The organism is Phaeobacter sp. SYSU ZJ3003 (genome assembly GCF_041300735.1).
In the GTDB taxonomy this organism is placed as follows: domain Bacteria; phylum Pseudomonadota; class Alphaproteobacteria; order Rhodobacterales; family Rhodobacteraceae; genus Phycobacter; species Phycobacter gallaeciensis_A.
Genome location: NZ_PXNU01000020.1, coordinates 19,860 through 45,963 on the forward strand (window position 1 = coordinate 19,860; position 26,104 = coordinate 45,963).

At 61.5% G+C, this 26,104-nt stretch carries 22 protein-coding genes and 1 tRNA gene; 11 read left to right on the forward strand and 12 right to left on the reverse strand.

The genetic code is table 11. The annotated features are described in order from the left end of the window. Window positions 1-100: 100 nt before the first annotated feature. The 3 genes from dctP (C6W91_RS08945) (at window position 101) to C6W91_RS08955 (ending at window position 2,964) form a co-directional block, all read left to right on the forward strand. Window positions 101-1,072: a TRAP transporter substrate-binding protein DctP gene (gene dctP, locus C6W91_RS08945; protein ID WP_065271719.1), complete on the forward strand. Its 972-nt coding sequence runs from the start codon at window positions 101-103 to the stop codon at window positions 1,070-1,072. 63 nt (window positions 1,073-1,135) lie between these two features. Beyond that, entirely contained in the window at window positions 1,136-1,636 is a 501-nt protein-coding gene (locus tag C6W91_RS08950) for a TRAP transporter small permease (protein ID WP_065271718.1), read from the forward strand. Window positions 1,637-1,647: 11 nt separating this feature from the next. After that, on the forward strand, window positions 1,648-2,964 hold the full coding sequence (locus tag C6W91_RS08955; RefSeq protein ID WP_065271717.1) for a TRAP transporter large permease: 1,317 nt from the start codon (window positions 1,648-1,650) through the stop codon (window positions 2,962-2,964). A 117-nt stretch (window positions 2,965-3,081) separates the two neighbouring features. Here C6W91_RS08955 and C6W91_RS08960 read toward each other — a convergent pair whose 3' ends face one another. The 6 genes from C6W91_RS08960 to phnD all read right to left on the reverse strand — a co-directional run bounded on the left by C6W91_RS08960 (window position 3,082) and on the right by phnD (window position 10,349). Next, window positions 3,082-5,520, reverse strand: coding sequence for an ATP-binding protein (locus C6W91_RS08960; protein WP_065271716.1), 2,439 nt, complete (start codon window positions 5,518-5,520; stop codon window positions 3,082-3,084). 238 nt (window positions 5,521-5,758) lie between these two features. Further along, entirely contained in the window at window positions 5,759-6,679 is a 921-nt protein-coding gene (locus tag C6W91_RS08965) for a sulfite exporter TauE/SafE family protein (protein ID WP_065271715.1), read from the reverse strand. Window positions 6,680-6,867: 188 nt separating this feature from the next. Next, a complete protein-coding gene (gene phnE / locus C6W91_RS08970; RefSeq protein WP_065271714.1) occupies window positions 6,868-7,677 on the reverse strand; it encodes a phosphonate ABC transporter, permease protein PhnE in 810 nt (269 codons plus the stop codon). Next, window positions 7,677-8,471: a phosphonate ABC transporter, permease protein PhnE gene (gene phnE / locus C6W91_RS08975; protein ID WP_065271713.1), complete on the reverse strand. Its 795-nt coding sequence runs from the start codon at window positions 8,469-8,471 to the stop codon at window positions 7,677-7,679. The genes phnE (C6W91_RS08970) and phnE (C6W91_RS08975) overlap by 1 nt, the downstream gene beginning before the upstream one ends. Beyond that, window positions 8,468-9,241, reverse strand: coding sequence for a phosphonate ABC transporter ATP-binding protein (gene phnC, locus C6W91_RS08980; protein WP_065271712.1), 774 nt, complete (start codon window positions 9,239-9,241; stop codon window positions 8,468-8,470). The genes phnE (C6W91_RS08975) and phnC overlap by 4 nt, the downstream gene beginning before the upstream one ends. 124 nt (window positions 9,242-9,365) lie before the next feature. Continuing rightward, on the reverse strand, window positions 9,366-10,349 hold the full coding sequence (gene phnD, locus C6W91_RS08985; RefSeq protein WP_274840020.1) for a phosphate/phosphite/phosphonate ABC transporter substrate-binding protein: 984 nt from the start codon (window positions 10,347-10,349) through the stop codon (window positions 9,366-9,368). 248 nt (window positions 10,350-10,597) lie between these two features. On the opposite strand from phnD, the gene C6W91_RS08990 reads away from it, so the two are divergent. Further along, the gene (locus tag C6W91_RS08990; protein ID WP_065273612.1) at window positions 10,598-11,320 is read left to right on the forward strand and encodes a response regulator; all 723 of its coding nucleotides are present in this window, start codon (window positions 10,598-10,600) and stop codon (window positions 11,318-11,320) included. A 6-nt stretch (window positions 11,321-11,326) separates the two neighbouring features. After that, on the forward strand, window positions 11,327-13,846 hold the full coding sequence (locus C6W91_RS08995) for an ATP-binding protein (RefSeq protein WP_065271711.1): 2,520 nt from the start codon (window positions 11,327-11,329) through the stop codon (window positions 13,844-13,846). On the opposite strand, the gene C6W91_RS09000 is transcribed toward C6W91_RS08995, so the two are convergent. From C6W91_RS09000 to C6W91_RS09010, 3 genes are read right to left on the reverse strand one after another with little or no spacing between them, the layout of a single operon-like run. Then, on the reverse strand, window positions 13,843-15,069 hold the full coding sequence (locus C6W91_RS09000; protein ID WP_065271710.1) for a CaiB/BaiF CoA-transferase family protein: 1,227 nt from the start codon (window positions 15,067-15,069) through the stop codon (window positions 13,843-13,845). The two genes, C6W91_RS08995 and C6W91_RS09000, sit on opposite strands and share 4 nt — an antisense overlap. Further along, a complete protein-coding gene (locus C6W91_RS09005) occupies window positions 15,066-15,488 on the reverse strand; it encodes a PaaI family thioesterase (RefSeq protein ID WP_082996042.1) in 423 nt (140 codons plus the stop codon). Before C6W91_RS09005 ends, C6W91_RS09000 begins: the two co-directional genes overlap by 4 nt. Window positions 15,489-15,491: 3 nt before the next feature. After that, window positions 15,492-16,277, reverse strand: a complete 786-nt coding sequence (locus C6W91_RS09010) for an IclR family transcriptional regulator (protein WP_065271709.1) — start codon at window positions 16,275-16,277, stop codon at window positions 15,492-15,494. Between the two features lie 149 nt (window positions 16,278-16,426). Here C6W91_RS09010 and C6W91_RS09015 point away from each other — a divergent pair, with 149 nt between their 5' ends. The 5 genes from C6W91_RS09015 (at window position 16,427) to C6W91_RS09035 (ending at window position 22,077) form a co-directional block, all read left to right on the forward strand. Next, a complete protein-coding gene (locus tag C6W91_RS09015; protein ID WP_065271708.1) occupies window positions 16,427-17,986 on the forward strand; it encodes an acyl-CoA synthetase in 1,560 nt (519 codons plus the stop codon). Between the two features lie 37 nt (window positions 17,987-18,023). After that, on the forward strand, window positions 18,024-19,160 hold the full coding sequence (locus C6W91_RS09020) for a MaoC family dehydratase N-terminal domain-containing protein (RefSeq protein ID WP_065271707.1): 1,137 nt from the start codon (window positions 18,024-18,026) through the stop codon (window positions 19,158-19,160). 42 nt (window positions 19,161-19,202) lie between these two features. Next, on the forward strand, window positions 19,203-19,691 hold the full coding sequence (locus C6W91_RS09025; RefSeq protein ID WP_065271706.1) for a TRAP transporter small permease: 489 nt from the start codon (window positions 19,203-19,205) through the stop codon (window positions 19,689-19,691). Between the two features lie 22 nt (window positions 19,692-19,713). Beyond that, window positions 19,714-20,718: a TRAP transporter substrate-binding protein DctP gene (gene dctP, locus C6W91_RS09030; RefSeq protein ID WP_370570769.1), complete on the forward strand. Its 1,005-nt coding sequence runs from the start codon at window positions 19,714-19,716 to the stop codon at window positions 20,716-20,718. 69 nt (window positions 20,719-20,787) lie between these two features. Continuing rightward, the gene (locus C6W91_RS09035) at window positions 20,788-22,077 is read left to right on the forward strand and encodes a TRAP transporter large permease (protein WP_065271704.1); all 1,290 of its coding nucleotides are present in this window, start codon (window positions 20,788-20,790) and stop codon (window positions 22,075-22,077) included. Window positions 22,078-22,132: 55 nt separating this feature from the next. Here the strand turns inward: C6W91_RS09035 and C6W91_RS09040 are convergent. Then, window positions 22,133-22,209, reverse strand: a tRNA-Pro gene (locus C6W91_RS09040). A 133-nt stretch (window positions 22,210-22,342) separates the two neighbouring features. Between C6W91_RS09040 and C6W91_RS09045 the strand changes: the two genes are divergently transcribed. Continuing rightward, window positions 22,343-23,956 carry a Na/Pi cotransporter family protein gene (locus C6W91_RS09045; RefSeq protein ID WP_274840019.1) on the forward strand — a complete coding sequence of 538 codons (1,614 nt, stop codon included), beginning with the start codon at window positions 22,343-22,345 and terminating at the stop codon, window positions 23,954-23,956. Here the strand turns inward: C6W91_RS09045 and leuB are convergent. Both leuB and C6W91_RS09055 read right to left on the reverse strand, forming a co-directional pair. Then, on the reverse strand, window positions 23,953-25,056 hold the full coding sequence (leuB, locus tag C6W91_RS09050; protein WP_065271702.1) for a 3-isopropylmalate dehydrogenase: 1,104 nt from the start codon (window positions 25,054-25,056) through the stop codon (window positions 23,953-23,955). The two genes, C6W91_RS09045 and leuB, sit on opposite strands and share 4 nt — an antisense overlap. A 73-nt stretch (window positions 25,057-25,129) precedes the next feature. Continuing rightward, the gene (locus tag C6W91_RS09055) at window positions 25,130-26,038 is read right to left on the reverse strand and encodes a LysR family transcriptional regulator (RefSeq protein WP_065271701.1); all 909 of its coding nucleotides are present in this window, start codon (window positions 26,036-26,038) and stop codon (window positions 25,130-25,132) included. Window positions 26,039-26,104: the final 66 nt, after the last annotated feature.

A 26,104-nucleotide genomic window follows, 5' to 3' on the forward strand; every position in this document is an offset into this window, starting at 1 on the left:
GTAAACGCCAGATGGTCCGCCATCGCCAGGCCGCCCAAACAACAACCGGACGTTCCAAAAAAGTCCACCGGCGCGCCTGATTTCAGTCAGGGAGACACACATGACTTTCCGTTCATCTGCCGCCACCATTGCGCTTGTCGCGGCCACCGCTCTGGGAACATCTGCCGCGCAGGCAGAGGAGGTGTCGCTGCGGGCTGTCACCGCATTTGCTACCGGCACCACCTTCTCGCGCGATTTCGAAGCTTTCGTCGAATGGGTGAACGAGAACGGCAAGGGCGTGGTCCAGATCGAGCTTCTGGGTGGTCCCGAAGCCGTGCCGCCGTTCGAACTGGGCAACGCGGTGCAGGCTGGCATCGTCGATATTGCCAACAACACCACCGCCTACTACCCGAACCTCGTGCCCACCGGCGATGCCCTGCATCTGGCCCAGAACACCATTCAGGAGCAGCGTGAAAACGGCTGTTATGAACTGGTCGACAGCATCCACCAGGACCAGATGAACGTGAAATATCTCGCCCGCGTCGGCGATCACATGAACTATCACCTCTATCTGACCAAACCGCTGGAAGGCCCCGACCTGACCGGGCTGACGCTGCGCACCACGCCGGTTTACCGCGCCATGTTCGAGAAACTGGGCGCCACGCTGGTCCGCACCGCCCCGGGCGAGGTCTATTCCGCACTGGAGCGCGGTGCGATCGACGGATACGGCTGGCCCAGCCAGGGGGTTCTGGATCTCGGCTGGCACGAACAGACGGCTTATCGCGTCGATCCGGGGTTCTATCAGGTCGATGTCAACTTCCTCGTCAATCTCGACGCTTGGAACGGTCTGGATGACGAACAGCGCGCGCTGCTGGAAAAGGGCGCGGCCTGGATCGAAGAGCAGAACGCCATGAACGTCGAACGCAACGCGGCCGAGGCAAAGGCACAGGCAGATGCCGGTATCAAGACGCTGACCTTTGAAGGCGAGGCCGCCGCGACCTGGAACACCACCGCTCAGGAAGAGGGCTGGGGCGAGGTCATGAAGATCGACGCTGATCTTGGCGCAAAGCTGCAGGCCTGCCTGCTGAAGTAACACGAGAGGGGCGGCTCTGGTCGGGGCTGCCCCTCTTCAGAGCCGCCCCCAACCGGAGCCGCAATGACACTGTTAGACAAACCCTTTTCGGCGTTGCTGCGCGCCTTGGCCGTGCTGAGCGCGGGCCTGATCGCGGCAATCACGCTGGTGATCCCGCTCAACGTTGTTCTGCGCAATCTTGGCCTGCCGGTGATCTACGGCGCGCTTGATGCGATTGAATACGCCTTGATGGTGGCAACCTTTCTGGCGGCGCCCTGGGTGCTGCACATCAATGCCCATGTGCAGGTCGATCTGATCACTCGCGCCCTGCCGCCTGCCGCGCGGCGCGGCGCATTGGTGATGACCTGCCTGATCGGCGCGGCGACCTGCGCGGTGATGGGCTGGTACGCGTTCGAGGCGCTTATGCAATCGCAGGGCCGCGGCTCCATGGTGCGCACGGCCTTCACCTTCCCCGAATGGTGGACCTTCATCCCGCTGCCCGCGTCGATGCTGCTCTGTACCCTTGAATTCCTGCGCAAGATTGCGCGCCCGGTGCAGGATGATGCGCCGCTGACTGGCCTCTGAAAGACCTGCTGATGGATTGGATTGTTACGCTTTCTTGGATGCTGGGCGGTCTGGCCGCACTGCTCCTTCTGGGGTTGCCGGTGGCCTTTGCCTTTATCACCGTGACCATGATCGGAGCCTTTGAAATCCTCGGCGGAGATCGGGGCCTTTTGCAGCTGGCGCGCAATGCCACGCAATCGGTTGCGAATTTTCAGATGGCGCCGATTCCCCTGTTCATCCTGATGGGGGAGCTCCTATTCCAGACCGGCATCGCCCATCGCGCCATCGACGCGATCGAGCGGGTGGTGACCCGGGTGCCCGGGCGCCTGTCGGTGGTGACGGTGTTTGGTGGTACGATCTTTGCGGCGCTGTCCGGATCGACGATCGCCAATACGGCCATGCTCGGCTCGACCATGATGCCCGGCATGCTGAAACGCGGTTATCACCCGACCATGGCCATGGGGCCGATCATGGCATCGGGCGCCATCGCCATGCTGATCCCACCCTCGGCCCTTGCGGTTCTGGTGGGCAGCCTTGCGGGTATCTCCATTTCTGGTCTCCTCGTCGCAGGCGTTATCCCGGCCTTGCTGCTGGCGGGCTCTTTCGTGGCTTATATCATCCTTCGCAGCCTGATGGACCCGCGGGTCGCGCCGCCGGATGACCTGCCGACGATGTCCCTATCCGAACGGTGGCGGCCTTTCCTGATCTACGTGGCACCGCTCAGCGCCTTGTTCGCGGTGGTGATCGGCAGCTTGCTTCTTGGGATTGCGACCCCGACCGAATCCGCTGCCTTGGGGTGCCTTGCAGCGCTGGGCGCAGGGGCCGCCTACCGGGCGTTGACGTTCGAGAAGATCGGCAAGGCCCTGATCGAGACGGTAAAGCTGTCGGTGATGATCCTGTTCATCATGGCCGCCAGTCAGACCTTTTCGCAGATCCTGTCCTTCAGCGGCGCCACCAACGGATTGATCAAGGCGATCAACGCGGTGGATCCGACCCCGGTTGGCGTGCTGATCGGCATGATCGTGATCCTGTTGCTGCTTGGCTGTTTTATCGATCAGGTCTCGATGCTGATGGTGACGGTGCCGGTCTTCGTGCCACTGGCGGCGCAACTGGGGATCAATGATCTGGTGCTTGGGGTTGTCTACCTGCTGACGATGGAGATCGGCCTGCTGACGCCGCCATTCGGCCTGTTGCTGTTCGTGATGCGCGGGGTCGCCCCTGACGGGATCGGCATGAAGCAGATCTATGCAGCCGTGACGCCGTTTCTGGTGATCAAGCTCGCGATCCTTGCGCTGCTTGTTTGGCAGCCTGCAGTGGGTACATGGCTGCCGGGGCTGATGATGGATTAAGGCCCTGATTTGGCGCATTTTTTGAAAAGTGAAGGGGGCCAGCGTTCTGCTGGCTCTCATGCTATTAAGGGGCCGGTTTGGCATCAAAGACAGAACCAGATGGTCCCATCAATATCGCTAGACCTTGCTGGGGCTTGCGGCCCGGGCTGCGAGGTTGGTCAAACAGTCTGACAGGTCCTGAAACCGGATCGGCTTGGTCAGAACATCATCGAAACCGGCGGCCTTGAGCTCTTCGATCTGATGCGGCATCGCGTTGGCCGTGAAGGCGACGGAAGGCGGCATCTCTCCGCCCGTGTCCGCGACGTGTCGGTGGATCTTGGCAAGCGCCTCAAGACCGCTGAGCCGCGGCATTGATATATCGAACAGCAGACAATCGACCTCCTGCGCCTGCCAGGTATCGAGTGCCTCTTGCCCGTCCGAACACATGATCGGGTCATGGTCCAATTTGGACAGCATCTTTTTCAGGATCAGACGGTTGGTGGCGTTGTCCTCGGCAACGAGGATGCGCATCGGAGCGGCAGGGTGGGAGGTGGTCGCGATGACAGCCGTTGGCGTCTCTTTTGCCTCAGTGGGGGCAGTACCGCGTTGCAGCGGCAGGATGACACGCGCTTCGGTCCCGCGTCCCTGCTGCGACTCTATCTGAAAATCGCCGCCCATCATCTCGGTCAGCTCGGTGACGATTGCCAGCCCCAGACCGGTGCCGCCAAATGTTCGGGTGATCGAGTTGTCGGCCTGTTCGAACTTGTTGCGCACCCGGCGCAGTTGTTCTGGCGTCATGCCAATCCCGGTGTCGCAAACGCAAAGGTGCAGATTGCCTTCCGTGGACACCTTGCCTGTCAGGGTGACGTGGCCCTGATCCGTGAATTTCAGTGCGTTGCCGCAAAGATTATGGATCACCTGCCCGATCCGGCGCGCATCGCCGACCCAGGTGCCTTCCAGCTCAGGAGCCAGCTCCAGCCGCAGGTTCAACCCCTTTTGCTGGGCGACAGACTGATGAATGCGCGCCACATCTCGCAACACCTGCGCCGGGCTGAACGGGGCCGTGTCAAAGGTTTCCTTGCCCGCCTCGATACGGGCCAGATCCAGAATATCGTTCAGAATGCTCAGCAGCCCCTCGGCAGAGCCCTGAACTGCCTCGACCATTTCGCGCTGGGCCGGATCGAGTTCGGTCTGCGTCAGGACCTGCACCAGCCCGAGGATGCCATTCATCGGCGTGCGAATTTCATGGCTCATATTGGCTAAAAACGCCGACTTGGCCGCATTCGCCGCCTCTGCCTGCGCCCGTGCCTGATGGAGTTCAGTGACATCCACCCGTAGTCCGACACAGCCGCCATCGGGGGTGCGCTGTTCGAAGACCCGGAAAACGCGCCCGTCCTCCAGAGTTACCAGACTGGAGCCTGACGGGTTGCGGAAGGCCGCAAGGCGTTTCGCTAGGAACTCTTCCTCGCGTCCGCCTTCCGTACCGGCGTAATAGCCCTCATAGGCCGCCTTGCGCAGTATCACTTCGAACAATTGACCCGGTTTGACCAGGGGGGCTGTTTCAGCCGAGAACATGTTGACATAGCGGCTGTTTGCCAGCACCAGCCGTTCATCAGCATCGAAATAAACAAAACCATCGGTCAGCGCCTCGATGGCGGCCTGCAATCTGGCATGTGCGTCTCGGGCTGCGGTTTCGGCGGCAGAGCGTTCGGTCGTATCCTGCACGTAGCAGACGATCATCGGGCTGGTGTTAAACACCCGTTGCAGTGTGATCTCTGCCGGATAGGTCGACCCGTCCGCCCGCAGCATATCTGTGCTGATCCTGCGGTAGGTGTTTTGGCCTTGCATCAGGTTTCGCACCGTCATGCCAAAACGTTCCGGATCCAGTCTCGGATCAAGGTCCAGCGGCGTCAACTCGGTCAGCCGGTTCATCGAATAGCCGATGTTATCCCTTGCAGCCTTGTTGGCCAGGACGAATTTCCACGTGCCGGGATCGAGCACGTAGATCTCCTCGAGGCTCTCCTCCATGATGTCCGACCAAAACGCGATCCGGGCGCTCTGGGAGGCGGCCTCTGCAAGCCTCTGTTTGTCGCGATGTGCAAGCAGCAGCGCACTCACTGCAGCGCTGATCTTTTCCAGACCGGCCAGAACCTCCGGCGAAAAGCTGCTAGGTTCCCGCCCCATAACGCAGACGGTGCCGATCGGCCGCCCCGGTTCAGGCTCAAGAAGGGCCCCGGCATAGGACCGGATATACGGCGGGCCCAATACAAGCGGATTATCGGTGAAGCGTTCATCCCTGTGGGTGTCGGGCACAAGCAGAGTGGTCTTGTCGCAAATCGCATGCCCGCAGAAGGAAACCTGACGCGCGGTGCTCCGCATCTCTCCCATGCCGGTGCTCGCAAGAAAAACCTGCTCGCGTTCCCCTACGATCGAGACAAGAGCAATGTCAGTGCCAGCCAGTTGCGCGGCCAGATCGCACAGGCCCTGGATTTCCGGAGTGGGATTCCGGAAGTCGATGCGCAGGTCTGCAATAAACTGCAACCGTAGATCATCGTCGAGAAACTGAGGTTCAATCATTGCTATCCATATCCGACCCGGAAGGCCATCAACCCCTTGTGGGTATATTCGATAGTTCCTTTAGGAAGTTTCAATAGACGATCTTACGTCAGTCCCCAGCCGTGGCAAAATTTGCGCTCAGGGGACGGCCAAACAGCAGGTATGGTCAATTTTTCTTCGCTGAAGCGATGCGGAAGAACGAGGGCGCCGAAGGCTCTGGTTGCGAGAGAGCGAGGCGTTCAGGCGGCTGAGGCCAGCCTCACCCGATTACGTGGGTCAGCGAGAACAGCTCGGTCGGTTGCAAGGCCAGATCAAGCCCCAGTTTCAGGCAGACGGTCAGCACCAGTAACGCCAGCAGGATGCGCAGCTGTTCGGCCTTCAGGAGCAACCCGATACGGGTGCCGATCTGGGCGCCGATCACTCCGCCGACGATCAGCAGCACCGCCAGAACGGTATCGACCGTGTGGTTGGTATAGGCGTGCATCATCACCGTGTAGGCAGAGACGAATATGATCTGGAACAGGGAGGTGCCGACCACGACCTTCGTCGGCATGCCCAGGATATAGATCATCGCCGGAACCACGACAAAACCGCCGCCCACCCCCATGATTGCCGACAGCACCCCGACGACAAAGCCGACGATCAGCGGCGGAAAGACCGAGATATAAAGTCCGGAGGTGCGGAACCGCACCCGCAGCGGCATGGCATGCACCCAGTCACGCCTGGTACCTTTGCGCTTTGGTGTTCCCGATTGTGCCCGTGCCTTGCGGATGGCGTTCAGGCTTTCGATGAACATCAGGGACCCAACAAGCCCCAGGAAGAACACGTAGAACAGGTTGACCAGCAGATCGACCTGCCCCAGCTGCCGCAGGGCATCGAAGATGTAGATACCAAGGGTTGACCCCGCCAGACCCCCGGCCATCAAGGCAAGCCCCATGTGAAAATCCACCGTTCGGCGGCGGATATGGGCAAGAAGGGCGGAAAAGGAGGAGGCAACGATCTGATTTGCGGATGTCGCAACCGCCACGGCTGGCGGAATCCCGATAAAGAACAGAAGCGGTGTGATCAGAAAGCCGCCGCCCACCCCGAATATCCCTGAGAGAATGCCGACAACCAGCCCAATGGACAACAGCAGGGGACCGTTGACCGACACTTCGGCGATGGGCAGGTAAAGTTGCATGGCAGGGTTTTAAACTCAGGCAGGGGACCCTCTTACGCCTAAGGCCAAGCTATCTGCGGCGCAAGACAAGGGCTTGCAAATGTGAAAAACCGTGGCGCTCCGGTCCCGGCTTGTCGATGGAACGGGGGGGAGAGCTTGAAGAATGGCGGCCCACGTCGCGCGGGCCGCCACAAGTCACAGGATCCGAGTTACAGGACCTTTTTGCGAAGGAAGGAGGAGACCACCTCTCCCACCACCACCAGCGCGAGGATGGTCAGCAGGACCATGGCGACCTCGGGCCAGTTGAAGGTGTCGATCGCGCCTTGCAGGATCATCCCGATGCCGCCCGCGCCAACAAGGCCCAGCACGGTGGATTCGCGCAGGTTGATGTCCCAGCGTAGGATCGCTACGGCGAAAAAGGCGGGCATCACCTGCGGCACGATGGCGTAAAGCACGATCTTGAACCGCGAGGCTCCGCAGGCCTCCAGCGCCTCCACCGGTTTGCGGTCGATCTCCTCGATCGCTTCGCCCAGCAGTTTGCCGAGGAACCCGATGGAGCGGAACATGATCGCCACGATCCCCGCCACGATGCCGGGGCCGAAGATGGCCACGAACAGGAGCGCCCAGATGATGGTGTTCACCGACCGCGAGGAGACGAGGATGAACCGCCCGACCCACAGGGCGAACTTGTTCGGCGTGGTGTTCTGCGCGGCGATATAGGCAACGGGCAGCGAGACCACGACGGCGATCATCGTCGCCAGGGTGGCGATATTCACTGTCTGCCAGATTGCTTCAAGGATTGAGGGCAGGTTGCTCGGGTCCGGCGGCATCATCCGCCCGAACAGATCCGCCATCTGCGACGGCGCGTCCCAGACCCAGGCCCAGATCACGTCGATGCTGCTGAGTGCCCAGCCAACGATCAGCAGGGTCAGGGCCAGCCCGCCATAACGCATCAGGCGCTGGCGCAGGGTAAAGCGGGACCAATGGTCGAGCGTTTGGTTCAAAGACTGATTGGTCATTATGCGATCCGCTTCCTGATAAATCCGCTCACCGCCTCGGAGATCAGGATCACCCCGACGATGACCATGGTGATGGCGAGGGCAAAGTCGTAGTCATAGCGCCCGAATGCATTGGCCAGCGTGGCGCCGATGCCACCCGCGCCGACGATACCGACCACGGCAGAGGCACGCAGGTTGCTGTCCAGCTGGTAGATGCCAAGACCCACCAGTCGCGGCATGATCTGCGGCATCACCGCATAGGCCAGCGTTGCGATGAACCCGGCCCCGGCAGAGCGCATGGCCTCGACCTGGCCAAAGTCGATTTCCTCGATCCGTTCGGCCAGCAGTTTCGCCACAAAACCGATGGAATAGACCACCAGCGTCAGAGCCCCGGCAAAGGGACCAAAGCCCACTGCCTTTACGAAGATGATTGCAACGATCACCGGGTGAAAGCTGCGCGCGACGATGATGATGCCGCGGCCCAGCAGATAGACGGGTTTCACCGCGATATTGCCCGCCGCCATGAAGGCCAGCGGCACCGAAACCGCGATGCCGCCGACGGTGGCCAGAATGGCGATCTTCAGGCTTTCCATGAAACCATCGAACAGCAGACCGGCGCGGTCAAAGCTGGGCGGAAATGCCCCGCTGAAGATGCGCTGGGCGCGGCTCATCCCGTCCGCCACACGGTCCCAATCGATGGGCAGGGTGGCCAGGGTCACGACGAAATAGATCGCCACAGCCGCATACAGCCCGTAGCGCATCACCGGGTTGGCGATGAAGGGTGGCTTTTTCCAGGTGTCCTTGACCGTGCTCATGCCGCCGCCCCGACCTCGGCGCGGTCCTCTGCCGGAACGCCTGCATAGATTTCGTCCATCTCGTCCTTGCCCAGCTGATCGGGCAGGTCGTCAAAGATAATCCGGCCATAGCGCATGCCGACGATGCGGTCGCTGTATTCCTTGGCCTCGGTCACATTGTGGATGTTGATGATCACCGGCAAGTTCAGCTCATTCGCAAGATCCCGCAGCAGCGACATGATCTGTTCCGATGTCTTGGGGTCCAGCGAGGCGGTGGGTTCGTCCGCTAGGAGGATTTCAGGGCGCTGCATCAGGGCGCGTACCACGCCGACACGCTGCCTTTCACCGCCGGACAGCTCATCCGCGCGTTTGTCCGCGTAATGGGCGATGCCCACCCGCTCCATCAGCTCATAGGCGTGGCGGATGTCTTCGCGCGGATAGCGCCGGGTCAGCGCCGCCCAGGTCGAGATATAGCCAAGGCGCCCGGACTGGACGTTTTCCATTACCGTCAGGCGATCGATCAGGTTGAAACCCTGAAACACCATGCCGATACGGCGCCGCGCCGCGCGCAGATCGCGGCGGCCAAGGGTGGTGAACTCGGTGCCGTTCAGATTGATCGACCCCGAAGTCGGCTCGACCAGACGGTTGATACAGCGCAGCAGAGTGCTTTTGCCCGCGCCGGAGGATCCGATGACCGAGGTCAGCTGATCGCCCTCTACGGTCAGGTCCAGCTCCTTCAGCACCGGATCGCCCGATCCGTAGCGTTTGGTGAGTTTGGTGATTTCTAGCATGACGGCCTCTCGGACATAGCGCGGCCATGCCCCTGCCGCGTTGCCCGTAGGGGGCAAGCCGCGGGGGGCCGCAGGAGTGTCCGGCCGACGCCTGTGGTCGGCCGGATCTTCGGGTCTGGTGGGTTTAGTTCCCGGCGAGGCCCTGCGGCGTGTATTCCACACCGTTGGAGGCCTGGATCTGACGGATCACCGCCCATTGATCCTTGTAGGTGATCGGGATGAATTTGCTGACGCCTTCGAATTCGTCACCCAGTTTGGTGCCTTCGAAATCGAAGGTGAAGAAGGCTTCCTTGATCTTCGCGGTCAGTTCGGGGTCGAGGTTGTGCGCCACGTTGAACGAGGTCGTCGGGAAGGGATCGCTTTCCCAGATCTTGCGCACGTCGGCGGTGTCATAGAGACCACGCTCGGCCATGCGGTCCACCACTTCGGAGGCCACCGGTGCGGCGTCATAATCGCCTGCGACCACGCCCAGCATCGATTGATCGTGCGAGCCGGAATAGACCACTTCATAGTCCTTGTCGGGCTCGACGCCCAGACCCGGGAACAGCGCGCGCGGTGCCTGGTTGCCGGAGTTCGAGGTCGGCGAGGTATGCGCCACGCGGCGGCCTGCCAGATCCTTCACTTCCTTGATGTCGCTGTCGGCCTGGGTAAAGACCTGCAGCTTGTAACCGAACTGACCATCCGCAGCGCCCATGATGGCGAAAGGCACGGCGCCGGCCAGGTTCACCGCAAAGGGTGTCGGTCCGGTCGAGAAGCCCGCAACGTGCAGACGGCCCGAACGCATCGCTTCGACCTCGGCCGAGTTCGACTGCACTGCAAAGAACTGCACGTCCTTGCCGGTGGTCTCTTCCAGATGTGCGATAAAGGGTTCCCAGATGTCAGCATAAACTGCGGGGTCTTCGACCGGCGTATAGGCAAAGACCAGGGTGTCGGGGTTGCTCAGTTTGGCCGGATCGGTGGGGGTATCAGCCACCAGATCGCCGTTGGCATCGCAGTACAGCGTGTCGAGCGCGCCGCGCTCGGCGCAGTCTTCGGCTGCGGTTGCGGTGATTGCGCTCAGCGTCAGAGCGCCCAGTGCCGTGGCGGCGCCGGTCCAGAATTTTACCATGTTGTCCTCCCTTGGAACGCCGGTGCCGGGAGCCACTCCCGCCATCGCGGCGCTGGTGGGGCGAAGATAAAGACGCGCATCCGGCGCATGCTAGGCGCGTATTGTTAATCAAACAGCGAGAAGCCAGCTTTCATGTTAACAATGTTTCAAACTGCATCACAGCTCTGCTGATCGGCTGGCGTATCCTGGCGGGGCTTGGCAGTATGCCGCCCGCGAAGACCGCAGGAGGTGCGGTGAGGGAGGATGTGATGCAGGACGGCAGGACAGAGCCGCTCATCGCCATTGTTGACGATGATCCGGATGTGCGCGAAACGCTGTCGGCGCTGATGCGCGAAAGCGGGTTCGATGCGGTCTGCTGCGCCGATATTCCCGCCTTTCACGCGCTGGGCGACCCGCCGCCAGTGGATCTGGCCCTGATAGATCTGCGGCTGCGCGGCGAATCCGGGCTGACGCTGGCGATCCATATCCGCGAGCGTTACGAGATCCCCATCGTGATGCTGACTGGTGTCGGGGATGAGATCGACAAGATCATCGGGCTGGAGACCGGCGCGGATGATTACATGATCAAACCCTTCAACCCGCGCGAGTTGGTGGCCCGTATCCGCGCCGTGTTGCGCCGTTATGGACATGGTCCTGCCAAACCCAGCGCCGCGCCGGGACAGCAAATCGCCTTTGGCACCCTGCGGCTGGATGTGCAATCCCGTCGTCTGCTGGACGCGGAAGGCGAGGAGATCCCGCTGACCAATGCCGAGTACCGGCTGCTTGATTATTTCGCCCGCAACCCCGACCGGGTGATCCCGCGTCCGGAACTGCTGGAGGAGCTCGGCTCGGACATGCAGCGCTACGTGGACAGGACCATCGACGTGCTGATCCTGCGTCTGCGGCGCAAGATCGAGGCGGTGCCGTCAAAACCGGTGCATCTGCAGACCCGCCGCGCGCAGGGCTATATCTTTCACCTGTCGCCGGGCTGACGTCGCATGCTCGCGCTTTCCCGTCTCAGCGTCCGATTTCGCCTCTCCGCTGCCATTGCCGTTCTGTTCGGGCTGATCCTGCTGGTCAGCCTGATCGGCATGCGGGTGCTGAACCGGACCGAGATGTGGATGAATGTTCTGCATCAGGACACGCTGACCGAAGTGTCTGATGCGCTGGACCTGTCCCGCCGGGCGGCGGATCTGGCAACCTCTGCGCCGTTTCTTTATGCGCTGTTTCCTCCCTTCCAGCTGGAGCAGGAGGCGCAGAGCGTTCTGTCGAACCTGCGCAGTATCGAAGACCATGCCGCCCGCGATCCGGCGTTGGATCTGCCGCTGGCCCGGCTGAGGCTGGCGATTGATGATCTGACCACCGCGCTGGTGCCGCAGACCGCACGCAAGGCGGAACTCACCGCGATCGACCGGGACATGCTGCGTCTTAATGGGCGGGTGCGGCGGCTGTCCGGCGATACCACGCTGCCGCTGGCAGAGCGCGAGGTCTGGGCCGGTCTGCAACAACTGACGGCCAGCGCCATCGGCGCCGGGCGGGCGGATGCCCTGATCGAACTTGGTGAATTCACCCGCCGCTACAAGCGCGTTCGTGATCAGATCGTGCCGGGCCTGACGGCTGTCCACCGGGAAACCTTTGACGAGATCGAAACAGCCCTCAGCCGCAGTGACAGCCTGTTCGTGCTGAAGCACCGCGAGCTTGCCGCGCAGCTTGATGCGGAAAACGCCCTGTTCCGTATCCGGCAGGAGGCGGGCCGCATTTCGACCTATGCCGAAGAAAAGGTCGCACAGGCCGAGGCCCGCCTGTCGCAGGCGCGCGCAGAGACCTCCGACAACCTTGGCGTTGCCAAGAATTCCTTTCTGGCGCTGACCCTGATGAGCCTTCTGGTGGCAATCACCTCGTCGCTTTACGTGTCGCGCTATGTGGCCCGCAACCTGCGCCGTGTGGCTGATGCAATGCGCAAACTGGCCGCCGGGGATCACCGCAGCGATTTGCCCCGGGCCCGGGTGTCCGAGGATGAGATCGGTCAGCTCTTTGCCGCCTTTCAGGTATTTCGCGAAAACGCGCGCAAGCTGGACCGGCGCACTGGTCAGATCCGCCGTCAGAACGCGCTGTTCTCGCGTGTGTTCCGCAATATCAAAGACGGTGTCGCCATCAGTGCTGCCGATGGCCGGATCGAGGCCGAGAACGACAAGCTGCGCAGCCTGTTACGCCTGCCGCCGGAGGAGGCGGAAGAACCAGCGAATATGCAGGCGCTGATCGACCGCTCTGCCTTTACCCGGCAAGTGAGCGCAGGGGAGCGCGGTGGATTTGAGGAATACACCGATGCCTCTGGCCATGTTCTGGAGCTGCGCCATTCGCCGCTGCCCGATGGGGGGGCGGTCTGGTTGCTGTCGGAAACCACCGAACGCAAACGCATTGATGAACGGCTGGAGGAAATCCGCCGTGTGGAAACCCTGGGCAAGGTCGCCGGTGAGGTCGCCCATGATTTCGGCAATATCCTGTCTAGTATTTCTGGCAACCTGCACCTTCTGAAACGGGCGGATGACGAACAGGCCCGGTACCTGCGGACCCGCATCGGCTCGGCGGTGGATCTTGGCGTGTCCCTGACCGAACGTTTGCTGGCCTTTGCCCGCAAGCAGCATCTGGAACCGCAGGTGACCGATCTGTCGATGCTGGTCGAAGGTATGGCCGACCTTCTGGAAATTGCTCTGCCGGAAAACATTTCGCTGGACTTTGATCTGCCGGCAGAGCCTGTCAATGCGCTGGTCGATCCGGGCCAGATGGAAAGCGCCATTCTGAACCTCTGCGTCAACGCAGGTCAGGCGATTGAGGGAGCTGGCCGCATTTGCGTCTCGGTGGGGACGGGGCAGGATGGCGGCGCCCAGCTCAGCATCCGTGACGATGGCTGTGGTATGACACCCGAGGTGCTACATCGCGCAACCGAGCCGTTTTTCACCAATCGCAGCGACGGCAGCGGCACCGGGCTGGGCCTGTCGATGGTCGATGGCTTCGTGCACCAATCCGGCGGGCGTCTCGACATCACCTCCCGCATCGAGCCGCCGGAGCGGGGCACCACCGTGACGTTGAATTTTCCGCCGCTGAAGGCTGAGGAGGCCCCACAGGAGGTTGCGCTGCAGGCGCCCGGTACGGCACTGGTGGTCGATGATGACCCGGCCTATCTCGACTCGGCCGGCAAGGCGCTAGAGCGGATCGGCTATACCCTGCACCGGGCCAGCAGTTTTGCCGAAGGCGCAGCGCAGATCCGGGAGTTGCCACAGCTTGACCTGCTGCTGAGTGATCTCAATCTCGACAATGGCGCATCAGGCTGGGATCTTCTGCAGCTGGGCGCCGGGCTGCACCCGGACTGCCAACTGATCCTGATGTCGACACGCCGAATTGGCCGGATCCCGGAAAGCCTGCGCGGCAGTCCCGGCCTGGCCTCATTGGCCAAACCGGTCACGGATGCGGACATCCGCAGTCTGATTGCCCAGACGGCGCAAAGACCTGAGGCCTAGCCTGCGCCGGGTGCCGCGGCGCGTGTTTCTAGGGCACGGGCCTCTTCCTCATCATATCCCAGCCAGTCCGACAGCACCGAACGCGTGTGTTCGCCGAGGAGTGCAGGCGCGCGCGCGGGGGCAGGGCTCTCGCCGTCGAACCGGATCGGTCCGCGCACCAGTTGCATGTCCCCCACGTCCGGGTGCGTCACGGTTTCAATCAGCCCGCGTGCTGCGACATGCTCCTGTTCCAGAGACTCCGCGATGCTGAGGATCGGCGCATTAGGTACGTCGAATTCGGTCAGCCGATCCAGCCAGTATTCCGTGGTGTCTTTTTCCATGATTTCGCAGATTTCCGGCTCCAGCGCGTCGCGGTTCTCCAGCCGTTTTTCATACTCTGCGAAGCGCGGGTCGGTGATCAGGTCTTCACGCCCAAGGCAGCGCGCGAAATTGTGCCAGAACCGTTCCGTCAAGCAGGCGACGATCACATGGCCGTCCCTGGTCGGGAAGGCGCCGTAAGGCACGATTGAGGGGTGACGGGTGCCAACCGGCTGCGGGCTGTTGCCACTGACAAAATAGATCTGGGAGAGATAACCCTGCATGGCAATCAGGCTGTCCAGCATGGCGATTTCCACGTGGCGGCCCTGTCCTGTCGTGTTGCGTTCCACCAGTGCAGCGAGCAGACCGAACAGCGAAAAGATACTGCCCGCCATATCGCCGAGCGGAATGCCCAGCTTGTTGGGGGGCTGCCCCGGTTCGCGGTTCACATCCATTACCCCGGACAGCGCCTGCGCCACGATATCAAAGGCGGGTTTGTCGCCATGGGGGCTGTTGCGCCCGAAACCGGTGATGGAGCAATAGACCAGCCCGGGATTATCCGCCTTCAACGTCTCATAGCCAAGACCCAGCCGATCCATCACGCCGGGGCGGAAGTTTTCGAGTACAACGTCGCATTTGCGCGCAAGGTTACGGGCGATCTTTGCCCCCTCTGGCGATTTCAGGTCCAGCGTGATGCTTTTCTTGCTGCGGTTGAGGGCAATGAAATAATGGCTCAGCGGACCTTTGAAGGGCGGGAAGTTGCGAGTTTCATCGCCGCTGCCGACCGGTTCGACCTTGACCACTTCTGCACCAAGATCGGCCAACACCATGCTGGCATAGGGGCCGGACAGGATGCGCGAGAAATCCAGCACTTTGATACCTGCCAGCGGTCCGCGTCGCTGCTGCTCTTCCTGTTGCGTGCTCATGGTGTGTCCTTCTTTGCGATTATTTTCATGACGGCTGTTGCCGTGGCGATCAGGCGATCCCCTGCGTACAGATCCGCGTCCACGAACAGCATGGAGCGCGTCGCGTGGCGCAGGGTTGCGCTGGCTTCCAGCAGGTCACCGGCGCGCGCAGCGGTGACAAAGCGCGTATCCATTTGGAGGGTGACAGTCGGTTGCCGATTGGCCGCATTCCAGGCCTCGATGGCGATGGCTTGATCCAGCACCCCGGTGACCACGCCGCCATGCACCGAACCGATGGCGTTGCAATGGGAGGCATCGGTGCGCAGCCCATAGATATTGCTGCCATCCAGCGCCCTGGTCTTCAGGATGGGGCCGATCCCATCCATGAAGGGACCGGCCTTCAGCTCTTTCCAGCCTGTTTGTTCGGTGAGTTGGGTCACTGTCTAGCTCCTCGTTTCGATTTGCATGGCTTCGATTTTGTCGCGCAGCTTCAGCAGGGATTTCGCCAGCGAAGCGACTTGTTTGTCATCCATCCGCTCTGAAATACCGATGGCGACAAGCGAGCGGATCATCTGCCCGGCGGCGTTGAACACCGGCGCCGCGACAACCGTCACGCCCGAGATGTAGGTTCCCCTGTCCACCGCATAACCGCGCGCGCGGGTCGCCTCGACTTCGGTTAGCCAGTCTTCAAAGCTGGGCGGGTGATCCCAGACCAGTTTGTCAAAACCGCTGCGCAGCTCTTCGGGGTCGGTGACGTTGAATGCGGCAAACAGGCGGCCGGTGGCGCTGATCAGGATGGGGAAGCGGCTGCCAAGGTCGACCTGAAGTCGGAAGGGCAGGGTCGATTGCGACAGTGCGATGACCACCATCTGGGACGGTTCGGCCACCTGTGTCGCGATGGAGGTCACCCCGAATTTCTCGGATAGGCCAGAAAGCAGCGGCTGCACCAGGACCGAGAAGGTGTTCTTCTGAAGGGCTGAACGGGCCAGGGGAAGGATGCCGATTCCGATCGAGTAGCGTTTGGTGTTCGAATCAAAATCGACGAGTCCCTCATCCTGAAGCACCCGCAGAATGTGCAGGCAGGTGCTGGGCACAAGTTCGAGCTCGCGGGCGATCGGATTGACGCCCACCGGTTCGTCCGAACGCGCCAAAAACCTAAGAATAGCAATGGCTCGCGTGACGGCGGGCACCTGTCTCTTGGTCGTGGTCTCTGCTGATTTTGCGGCCATTTTATACCTCTGTAACGCTTGATTTCATTGCGTATATACAATAATTATAGCGTATTGACAATAACATATCCTGATCCCTACCGTTGTCAACGAACACGGGCAGGCCGCGATGACGTGCTTGCCGGACGACGAAAGGGAGAGGATTGGCGATGCAACGCCTGACGGATTTCACATCCTACGCTGACGCGCTGACGCACTATTCGAAGGATGCGCTCTGGGCGCTCTTCGACGGGGATCGCGACAACTTCAACATTGCGCATGAATGCGTGGACCGCCACGCAGCGGGGGATCGCACGGCGCTGCGAATTGCGCATGCCTCGGGACAGGATGAGATCATTTCCTTTGCGGAACTGGCCAGCCGGTCCTCCCAGGTTGCGCATTATCTGGTGTCGCAGGGCGTCCAGAAAGGTGACCGTATCGCGGTCATGATCGAGCCGTCGCTGCCCTTCTACTGCGTCATGTTCGGCGCGATGAAGGCAGGTGCCGTGGCGGTTCCGATGTTCACCCTTTTTGGGCCTGACGGGATCCGCCTGCGGGTCGAGGATTGCGCGCCGAAGATCCTGTTCACCAACGCAGAGAAGGGGCCGGAAGCCGTCGAAGGTGGCGCCGAACGGGTTGTTGTCGCAGATGCAGAGTTCCTTGATGGATTGGATGGATTTCCCGGCGAATTCGACTGCTCGACCGCGGGTAACGACCTTGCCGTCCTGCAATACACATCCGGGACCACCCGCCTGCTGCCTGCGGCGGTGAAGCACAACCACCGTTCCATCGTGACGCTGATGGTTGCGGCGCTTTATGCAACGGGCATCCGCCCGGGCGATCGGTTCTTCTGTCCGTCCTCACCAGCCTGGGGGCACGGGTTTTGGCACGGTACGCTGGCACCGCTGGCCCTTGGCGTGTCGACCGGCACGTTCTCGGGCAAGTTTGACGCGGTACGCCTGTTGCAGGCCCTGCACGATTTCGAGATCAGCAACCTTACGGCTGCGGCGACCCATTACCGGATGATGCGCAACTCCGGCCGGGCAGAGGATTTCACCTATCATTTCGACAAGCTCTCCTTCACGGGTGAGCCGATCGACAGCGAAACCGCCGCCTATGTGGAACGTGTCTTCGGCACCAAGGTCCGCTCGATGTATGGCACCACCGAGATCGGTGTCATCATTGCCAATTATCCGGGTGCGAATGATCTGGAGGTGCGGGACGGTGCCATGGGCAAGGCCGTTCCCGGCGTCGAGGTGCAGGTCCAGCGCGACGATGGTTCGCCATGTGACCCCGGCGAGACCGGTGAGCTCATGGTCAAAAAGGCAGGCACATGGTTCCCGACCAAGGATCTGGGGCGGGTCGATGAGGATGGTTATTTCTACCACGGCGGCCGGGCGGACGATGTCATCATTTCCGCAGGCTGGACCATCGGCGCGGTTGAGGTCGAGGACGCGTTGCTGAGCCATCCCGCCGTTGCCGAATGTGGTGTGATCGGCGCCCCGGATGAACTGCGCGGTCAGGTCGTCAAGGCCTACATTATCCTGAAAACAGCGGAGACTGCCGGGCTCAAGGAAGACATACAGGAGCATGTCCGCTCCAAGCTCGCGCGGCACGAATACCCCCGCCAGATCGAATTTGTCACCGAACTGCCAAAAACCCCGGCAGGCAAGGTGAACCGAAAAATCCTGAGAGATCAACAAGCCAGACAACTGGAAACCGCGGGCTGATCCGCGCGCACCAGACGTAATTCTAGGAGGAAAACGAATGAATGAAATGACCCGGAAATTTCCGAAGATCACCGAGGAAGGCCTTGACGATCTGCGCGAACGCGTTGGCGTAAAGATCGAAAAAACGGTCGAGCCCTGGTGCTATGAAGCGACCCGAGACAACATTCGCCACTACGCCCATGGCATTGGTGACGACAACCCGCTGTGGTGTGATCCGGACTATGCCAAGACCACCAAGTATGGCGATGTGATCGCGCTGCCTTCGTTCCTGTTCGCGACGAACCGGATCATCTCGGGCTATGTGGGTGGGCTGCCGGGCGTGCACGCGATGTGGTCGGGGGCCAACTGGAACTGGCACAAGACCATCACTCGCAACATGGAATTCCGCACCGAGGCCTACCTCAAGGATCTGGTCGAACACGACACCCGTTTCGCAGGGAAAGCCGTCCAGCAGATCTATCACGTCGATTTCTATGACACTGCGACGGGCGATCTTGTGGCGGATGCTGACAGCTGGTGCTTCCGCACCGACCGTGATCAGGCGCGCGAGAATGGCACCAAGTATACGGAAGCCAAGGAGAAGGGCCGCCGTGTCTGGACCGAGGCCGAACTGCAAGAATACTACAAGTATTACGAGCAGGAAGAAATCCGCGGCGCCGAGACCCGTTATTGGGATGACGTTGCCGAAGGCACCGAGCTGCCGACCATGGTCAAGGGGCCGATGACGGCCACTGGCTTCATCGCCTATGCGCAGGGTTGGGGCGGTCTTTACATCCGGGCCAACAAGCTGGCCTGGCAGCTGCAGCAGAAACACCCAAGCGCTGGTCCGAAGAACCGCTACGGCATTCCCGATTGCCCCGAACGGGTTCACTGGGAAGAGGAATTCGCGCTCGAAGTTGGTGCGCCCGGCGCCTATGACTATGGTCCCGAGCGGACGTCCTGGCTGACACATCAGATCACCAACTGGATGGGCGATGATGGGTTCCTGCGGCAGGCGAAATGCCAGGTGCGTCGGCACAACCCCGAAGGCGACATCATCCTGATCCACGGCACCGTCATTCGCAAGTATGAGGAAGATGGTCGCTATCTGCTTGAAATCCAGCAACGTGCAGAACAGCAGGATGGCGAAATGTCCGCCATGGGCTCTGCAATCGTCGAGCTGCCCAAGCGTTAAGCCTGGGCTCTCGCGTCAACCAGAAGGGAGGCTGGTTTGACCATGATCGAACGCACGCTGAGAAAAATCGAGGACACCCTGCATCTTGCCGGGTGCCTCGCCCTGGTTGCCGTGGCGGTCCTGATCAACGCAGATATCCTGCTGCGCATGATCGCGAACCGCCCGGTCCAGATCCAGTTCGAACTGACCGAGCTCTACCTGATGCCTGCCTTGGCGACGCTGTCGCTGTCGCGGGTGTTCCGGGACGGTGGTCATCTCGCCCTGGATTTTGGCCCAGAGACCCTCCCCGGTCTTTGGGGAACGCTGCTGGCAAAGGCGCGTTTGCTTCTGCCTGCCGCCTTCTTTGCCGCGATCACCTTCATGTCTGCGAAATTTGCCTGGGGTGCCTTTGCGCATCACGAGGTCGAGTATGGCGTGATCGACTGGCCGCTCGGGTGGGCCTATGCCGTCGCACCTCTTGGGTGCAGTGTGCTGGTCCTGCGGCTGATCCATGATGTGTTCCGTCCTGCGGAGCCAGATCTCACCCGATAAACCAACAATGGGAGGAAACGAAATGAAGACCTTGAAGAAGATCACTGCGGTTTCCGCGATCATCGCTCTGGGCATGACCGCAACAGCCGGTATCGCCGAGACGCTGCGCCTTGGGGATTTCCAGTCGACCAGCCATATCGTGTCGATCGAGGGCACCACGCGCTGGATGGCAGCGGTGGAAGAGGCCACCGGAGGTGCGGTCTCGTTCCAGCATTTCCCGTCGCAGCAGGCGGCAAAATCCAAGGCACAGCTGGATGCCGTGAACAATGGCATTCTCGACGCGGCGCTTCTGGGCACGCTTTATCACGCGGAATCCCTGCTGCTGAATTCGGTGGTCGGCTTGCCGGGGTTCTACAGCTCGGCCCAGCAGGGTACCAAGGCGCTTCAGGCGATGCTGAAGGAGGGACCGCTGCGCGAGGAACTGCTGGCGGCAGGTGTCACGCCGATCTTCGGTTTCGTGCTGCCCCCCTATCAGGTGCTTGCCAAGAAACGGCTTGGTCTGGCGGAAGACTGGAAGGCGCTGGATATCCGGACGTCTGGCTCGACACAGGCGATGACGGCCCGCTCCATGGGTGCAGTGGGTATCTCGATCCCGGGGCCAGAGGTCTACACGGCGGTAGAACGCGGACGGCTTGATGCGGTTCTGTTCCCGCTGGCATCGGTGCCGGGCTACAAGCTCAACGAAGTGGTGAGTCATATTTCCACCAACGGATCCTTCGGCGGCTATAGCTTTGTAATGGTCGTACGCAGTGACCTGTTCAAAGACCTTCCCGAGGACGTGCAGGCCAAGATGCTGGAGCTGGGCGCAGAGACGGCCATGCATGTGGCAAAGGCGCAGGATGACTCGGTCGAAGGTCTTGTCACTCAGTGGAAGGACGAAGGAATCGACACCTACACCTTCTCTGACGCGGAACTGGCAAGCCTCACCGACAGCATGAAACTTGTTGGCCAGGACTGGCTGGAGCGTATCAATGCGGATGGCGCAGAGGCGGTTCTCGAAAACTATCGTGCCCTGACTTCGAAGTAAGCCCGACAAAGACTGAAACGATCCGGGCGCCCATCTGGCTGCCCGGATCCTGAAGACAGAGCCGCGAACATGATCACTTTCCTCGCCCTTCTTTGCCTGCTGGCCCTATTCATGGTGTTCCGGATGCCGATCGCATTCGCCATGGGGTTGGTTGGCTTCATCGGACTTGCCTTGCAATTGGGATGGCGCCCTGCATTCGCTGTGCTGGAACGCATCTTCTTTGACAGTTCGTCCTCGTTCATTCTGGTGGCGATCCCGCTGTTCATCCTCATGGCAGAGCTTTTGACCTCGGGCGATGTGACGCGCCGCGCGATCCATGCCTGCCAGTGCTGGATCGGCCATGTCAAAGGCGGCCTTGCGATGGCAACCGTGGCCTCCTCCGTCCTGCTGGCGGCGTTGGTGGGCAGTTCGACCGCATCAACTGCGGCAATGGCCGCATCGGCCTTTCCAGAGATGCGTAACCATAACTACGCCGACCGTCTGGCGGCGGCCGTGGTCAGTGTGGGGGGCACGCTTGCCGTGGTGGTGCCGCCGTCCATCGTGCTGGTTGTCTATGGCGTCCTCACGGAAACCTCGATCGGGCAGCTGTTCATTGCCGGCATCGTGCCGGGATTGCTGACGGCATCGGGTCTGGCCCTGGTGATCAAGATCATCGCGACACGTACGGATCAGGCGCCCAAAGGGGATCCGTTCCAGCTGGGCAAGGCGGTCAAGGCCAGCCGTCACGTGATCCCAATGGGGTTGCTCATGGTGGGGGTCATCGGTGCCATTTACGGCGGTGTCGCCTCTCCGTCCGAGGCTGCGGCGCTTGGCGTGATGGGATCGCTCATCATTGTTCTTGTGCAGCGCAGCATAACCTTTGTCGGCCTGAGCACATCTGTGTCCGCGGCCATCCGGGCGACCGTCATGATCGTTGCCATCGTCACCTGTTCGGCGATCTTCGCGAACTATCTGGCCTTCACGCGGATCACCCATGCGCTTTTGGAATTCGCATCGACCACGGATCTGCCGCGTGCAGCGATTCTGGCCTTCATGGTACTGATTCTGCTGGTTATGGGCATGTTTATGGACCAGCTGGCGATCCTGTCCCTTGCAATGCCACTGGCGTTTCCGACCGCGATGGCGCTGGGCTATGATCCCGTCTGGTTCGGGATCGTGGTGACAAAGACGGTCGAGATCGGGCTACTGACGCCACCGCTTGGCCTGAACGCCTATGTTGCCTCGGCCCAAACTGGGGTTGCGCTGGGCACTATTTTCCGGGGCATCGTGCCGTTCCTTCTGATGGAACTCGTGGTGCTGGTGGTACTGCTGTGCTTTCCGGAGATCACGCTCTGGCTGCCATCTCTGATGCTTGGCTGACCCAAGCACATATGACGAGAAACAACAAAGGCGCCCATGGGGCGCCTTGCTTTATTGGTCGGAGTGAGAGGATTCGAACCTCCGGCCCCTGCCTCCCGAAGACAGTGCTCTACCAGGCTGAGCTACACTCCGACCGTGGCGCGGGATTATACCCGGCGCGCGGGTTTTGCAAGCCGATTTGTCATGCTTTTTTGCAATGAACGCGGATTGTGAAAACTTGCGTCCCGCGCGGCAGGGCGCCATCCTTGGGAAAAACGAGGCTGACATGTCAGCAGACTATCTCACGGTGCTTGGCGGCATCGGTATGTTCCTTGTGGGAATGAAGATCATGACGGCGGCGCTGCGGGACGCGGCCGGTTCAAATTTGCGGGACATCCTGACCCGGTTCACCACAACGCCGCTGCGCGGGGTCATGACCGGGACGCTGTCGACAGCGGTGATTCAATCCTCCAGCGCGACCACTGTCATGACGGTTGGGTTTGTCGGGGCGGGGTTGTTGACCATGCCGCAGGCGCTGGGGGTGATCTATGGCGCCAATATCGGCACCACGGCCACCGGCTGGCTGGTCTCCCTGCTGGGGTTCAAGCTGAAGCTGGGCAGCGTGGCGATGGCCGGTCTTCTGTTTGCAGGTCTGGCGGATTTGCTGGGGCGCGGCGCGGTGGCGCGGGCCGGGCGGATGGTGTCGGGCCTGTGCCTGCTGTTGATCGGGCTTGATCTGATGCAGGTGGGCATGGCCGGTGCATCTGAGCTGGTGACGCCGCAGATGCTGCCGGGGAATACGTTCTTGGGGCTGGTATTGCTGGTGGGGCTGGGCGCCGGGTTGACCATCGTGATGCAGTCATCCTCGGCGGCAATGGCGCTGGCACTGGTGATGGTTCAGGGCGGTGCCCTGCCGCTGGAGCAGGCGCTGGCCATCGTGATCGGGATGAATGTCGGCACCACGTTCACCGCAATTCTCGCCTCGGTCGGCGGTTCGCGCCCGATGCGGCAGACGGCGCTGGCCAATCTGTTCTTCAACGTGGCGACCTCGGTCGTGGCCTTTGCCGCGCTTCTGTCCGGCGCAGCGTGGCTGCCGGTGCTGGAACAGGCAACCGGGGCGGTGACGACAGTCCTGATCTTTCACATGGGCTTCAACATCGTCGGGACCGCGATGTTCCTGCCGATAACTCAGCAATTTGCCGCCATGGTCGCGCGGCTGGTGCCGGACCATCCCGCTGCGCCGCTGATCGATCTGGACCGGCCCCTTTTGCAGGATCCAGGGCTTTCCCTCGTCGCAGGGGAGGCCGCCACGGCCACCATATCCCAGCGTCTGAATGTTGCCCTGGCCGCAGCGCTGCGCGATCCGCCGGATTACCGGCCCCTGTCGGCGCTGCAATCCGCGCAGGAGGCTTTGCAGGAATTGTCGGAATTTCTGGCGGATATCCGTCTGTCCGAAGGGCGCGAAGATCAGGAGCGTGCCTATGCGGCTCTGCTGCATCAGACCGACCACCTGATGCGCCTTATGGCGCGGAGCGGGCAGAAAGGGCGGGCAGCGACCCTGTCAGAGGATCCGATGCTGCGACGTCCGGCGCAGGCCATGGGGCTTGCCTTGGCGCAGCTTGCTGAAGGGCGCGCAGAGGAGGAGAAGACGGTGGCCCGCCTGGGGCGGCTGTATGACCTGATCGAGCTGCGCACCAAACGCCACCGGCGCGCGCTGCTGCTGGGAGAACACGCTGGTATCTACAGTCTGTCGGATGTGTTTTCCCATACCGATGCGATGCGCTGGATGCAGCGCTGCCTGCATCATGCCGAACGGATCGCGTATTATGGCGGGGTTGCGCGCGGGGCGCTGGCTGCGGCGAAAGATCCCGCCGCAGCCGAAAACAGCGACGCGCCTTAGAGGCTGGCGTCGAGCGCTGCGACGATGGCGTCGCCCATTTCGCTGGTCGAGACCGGCGTGACGCCTTCTTCGCCCAGAAGGTCTGCGGTGCGCACGCCATCGGCCAGAACCTTTTCGACAGCGGCTTCGAGCCGGTCAGCCTCTTCGCCCATGTCGAAAGAATAGCGCAGCGCCATGGCAAAGCTGAGGATACAGGCGATCGGGTTCGCCTTGCCCTGACCGGCGATGTCGGGGGCAGAGCCGTGCACCGGCTCATAGAGCGCCTTGGGGCGACCGTTGGCCATCGGTTTGCCAAGACTGGCCGATGGCAGCATGCCCAAAGAGCCGGTCAGCATCGCCGCGGCGTCGGACAGCAGGTCGCCAAACAGGTTGTCGGTAACGATCACGTCGAACTGCTTGGGCCAGCGGCACAGCTGCATGGCGCCGGCGTCGGCGTACATGTGGCTGAGCTCGACCTCGGGGTATTCCTTGCCGACCTCGGTCACCACTTCGCGCCACAGAATGCCGGATTCCATGACGTTGGCCTTTTCCATCGAGCAGAGCTTCTTGTCGCGCTTCATCGCCAGTTCGAAGGCGGAGCGTGCAACGCGGTCGATCTCGCTCTCGGTGTAACGCTGGGTGTTGATGCCGACGCGCTCGTTGCCTTCCTCGATGATGCCGCGGGGCTCACCAAAGTAGATGCCGGAAGTCAGTTCGCGCACGATCATGATGTCGAGACCCGCGACGACGTCCTTTTTCAGGGACGAGAAATCCGCCAGCGCGTCAAAGCACTGCGCAGGGCGCAGGTTGGCGTAAAGGTCCATCTCCTTGCGCAGGCGCAACAGGCCGCGTTCCGGTTTCACCGAGAAGTCCAGAACGTCGTATTTCGGGCCACCCACGGCGCCCAAGAGGACGGCGTCGACTTCCTGTGCCTTGGCCATGGTGTCGTCGTGCAGCGGGGTGCCGTGCTTGTCATAGGCGGCACCGCCGACCAAATCCTCGCTCACATCGAACTGAATGTCGCGCTTGTCACCGTACCAGCCGATGACCTTGCGTACCTCGCCCATGACCTCGGGGCCGATGCCGTCTCCGGGCAGAATCAGAATCGATGGGTTGGACATGCGCTTCCTCCTTGAAATAGCTGGAATTGGGGTACTCTGCACCGCGGGCAGGGTCAATAACGCGGCCTTGAATTTAAGGGGCTGGAGGCCGCTTTGCAGCCTTTTCCAGCCCGGTGGCCAGCATATCCCAGACCCGCCTGATCCGTGGGGTCTGCCGCATGCTGGCATGGGCCGCCAGCCAGACCGGCAGGGGAGGTATGTGAATGTCCAGATCCAGCTCTTCTACCTCGGGGTCCAGATGGGCGACACCGCATTGCGAAAACCCGATCCCGCAGCCCGCCCGTAAGAGCTGCCAGTAGGCGGATTGGTTGTCACAGCGGACAGCAAAGTGATGCCTGTCCGCGTGGATGCCCATTGCCCGCATGGTGCGCAGGATCAGATCGTCATCGTCATAGCCGATCAGATCATGGGCCCAGAGGCTTTCCAGATCTGTTGGCCGTCCGCGGCGGTCCAGATACCGTTTGGCGGCAAAGGCCCCGAGCGGCAGGTCCGTGATGTGGCGGGTCACAATATCAAGCTGGGTCGGGCGGTACATCCGCACGGCGATATCGGCAGCGCGGAACACCAGGTTTTCCGAGGCATCGCTGGGCACCAGTTCCAGTTCGATCTGCGGCAGCGCAGCGCGGATATCGGCAAGGATCTGCGGCAAGATGTAATGTGAGGCAAAGATGCTGGCGGTGATGCGCACGGTGCCCTTCAGATCCTGCGATTGGCCCGCCGCAGTCAGGCCAATCGCGTGCATGCGGGCGTGAATGTCCTGCGCCATTGGCAGCAATGCTTCGCCTTCCGGGCTTAGGTGTAGGCCGCGCGGATGGCGGTTGAACAGCCGCTGCCCAAGCTGCTCTTCGAGGGTCTGAATATGGCGGCCCATGGTGGGCTGGCTGCGCCCCAGCTGCGCGGCCGCCGCCGAGAGCGAGCCGGTTTCGGCCACGGCAAGGAAGCTCTGGATCAGGGACCAGTCGCTGAGTGTCGTTTTGTCCATTCAATACTGAATGGCAGATCTGAAAATTTATGCAATTGGTATATTTTGGTGAATGGATACATTGAG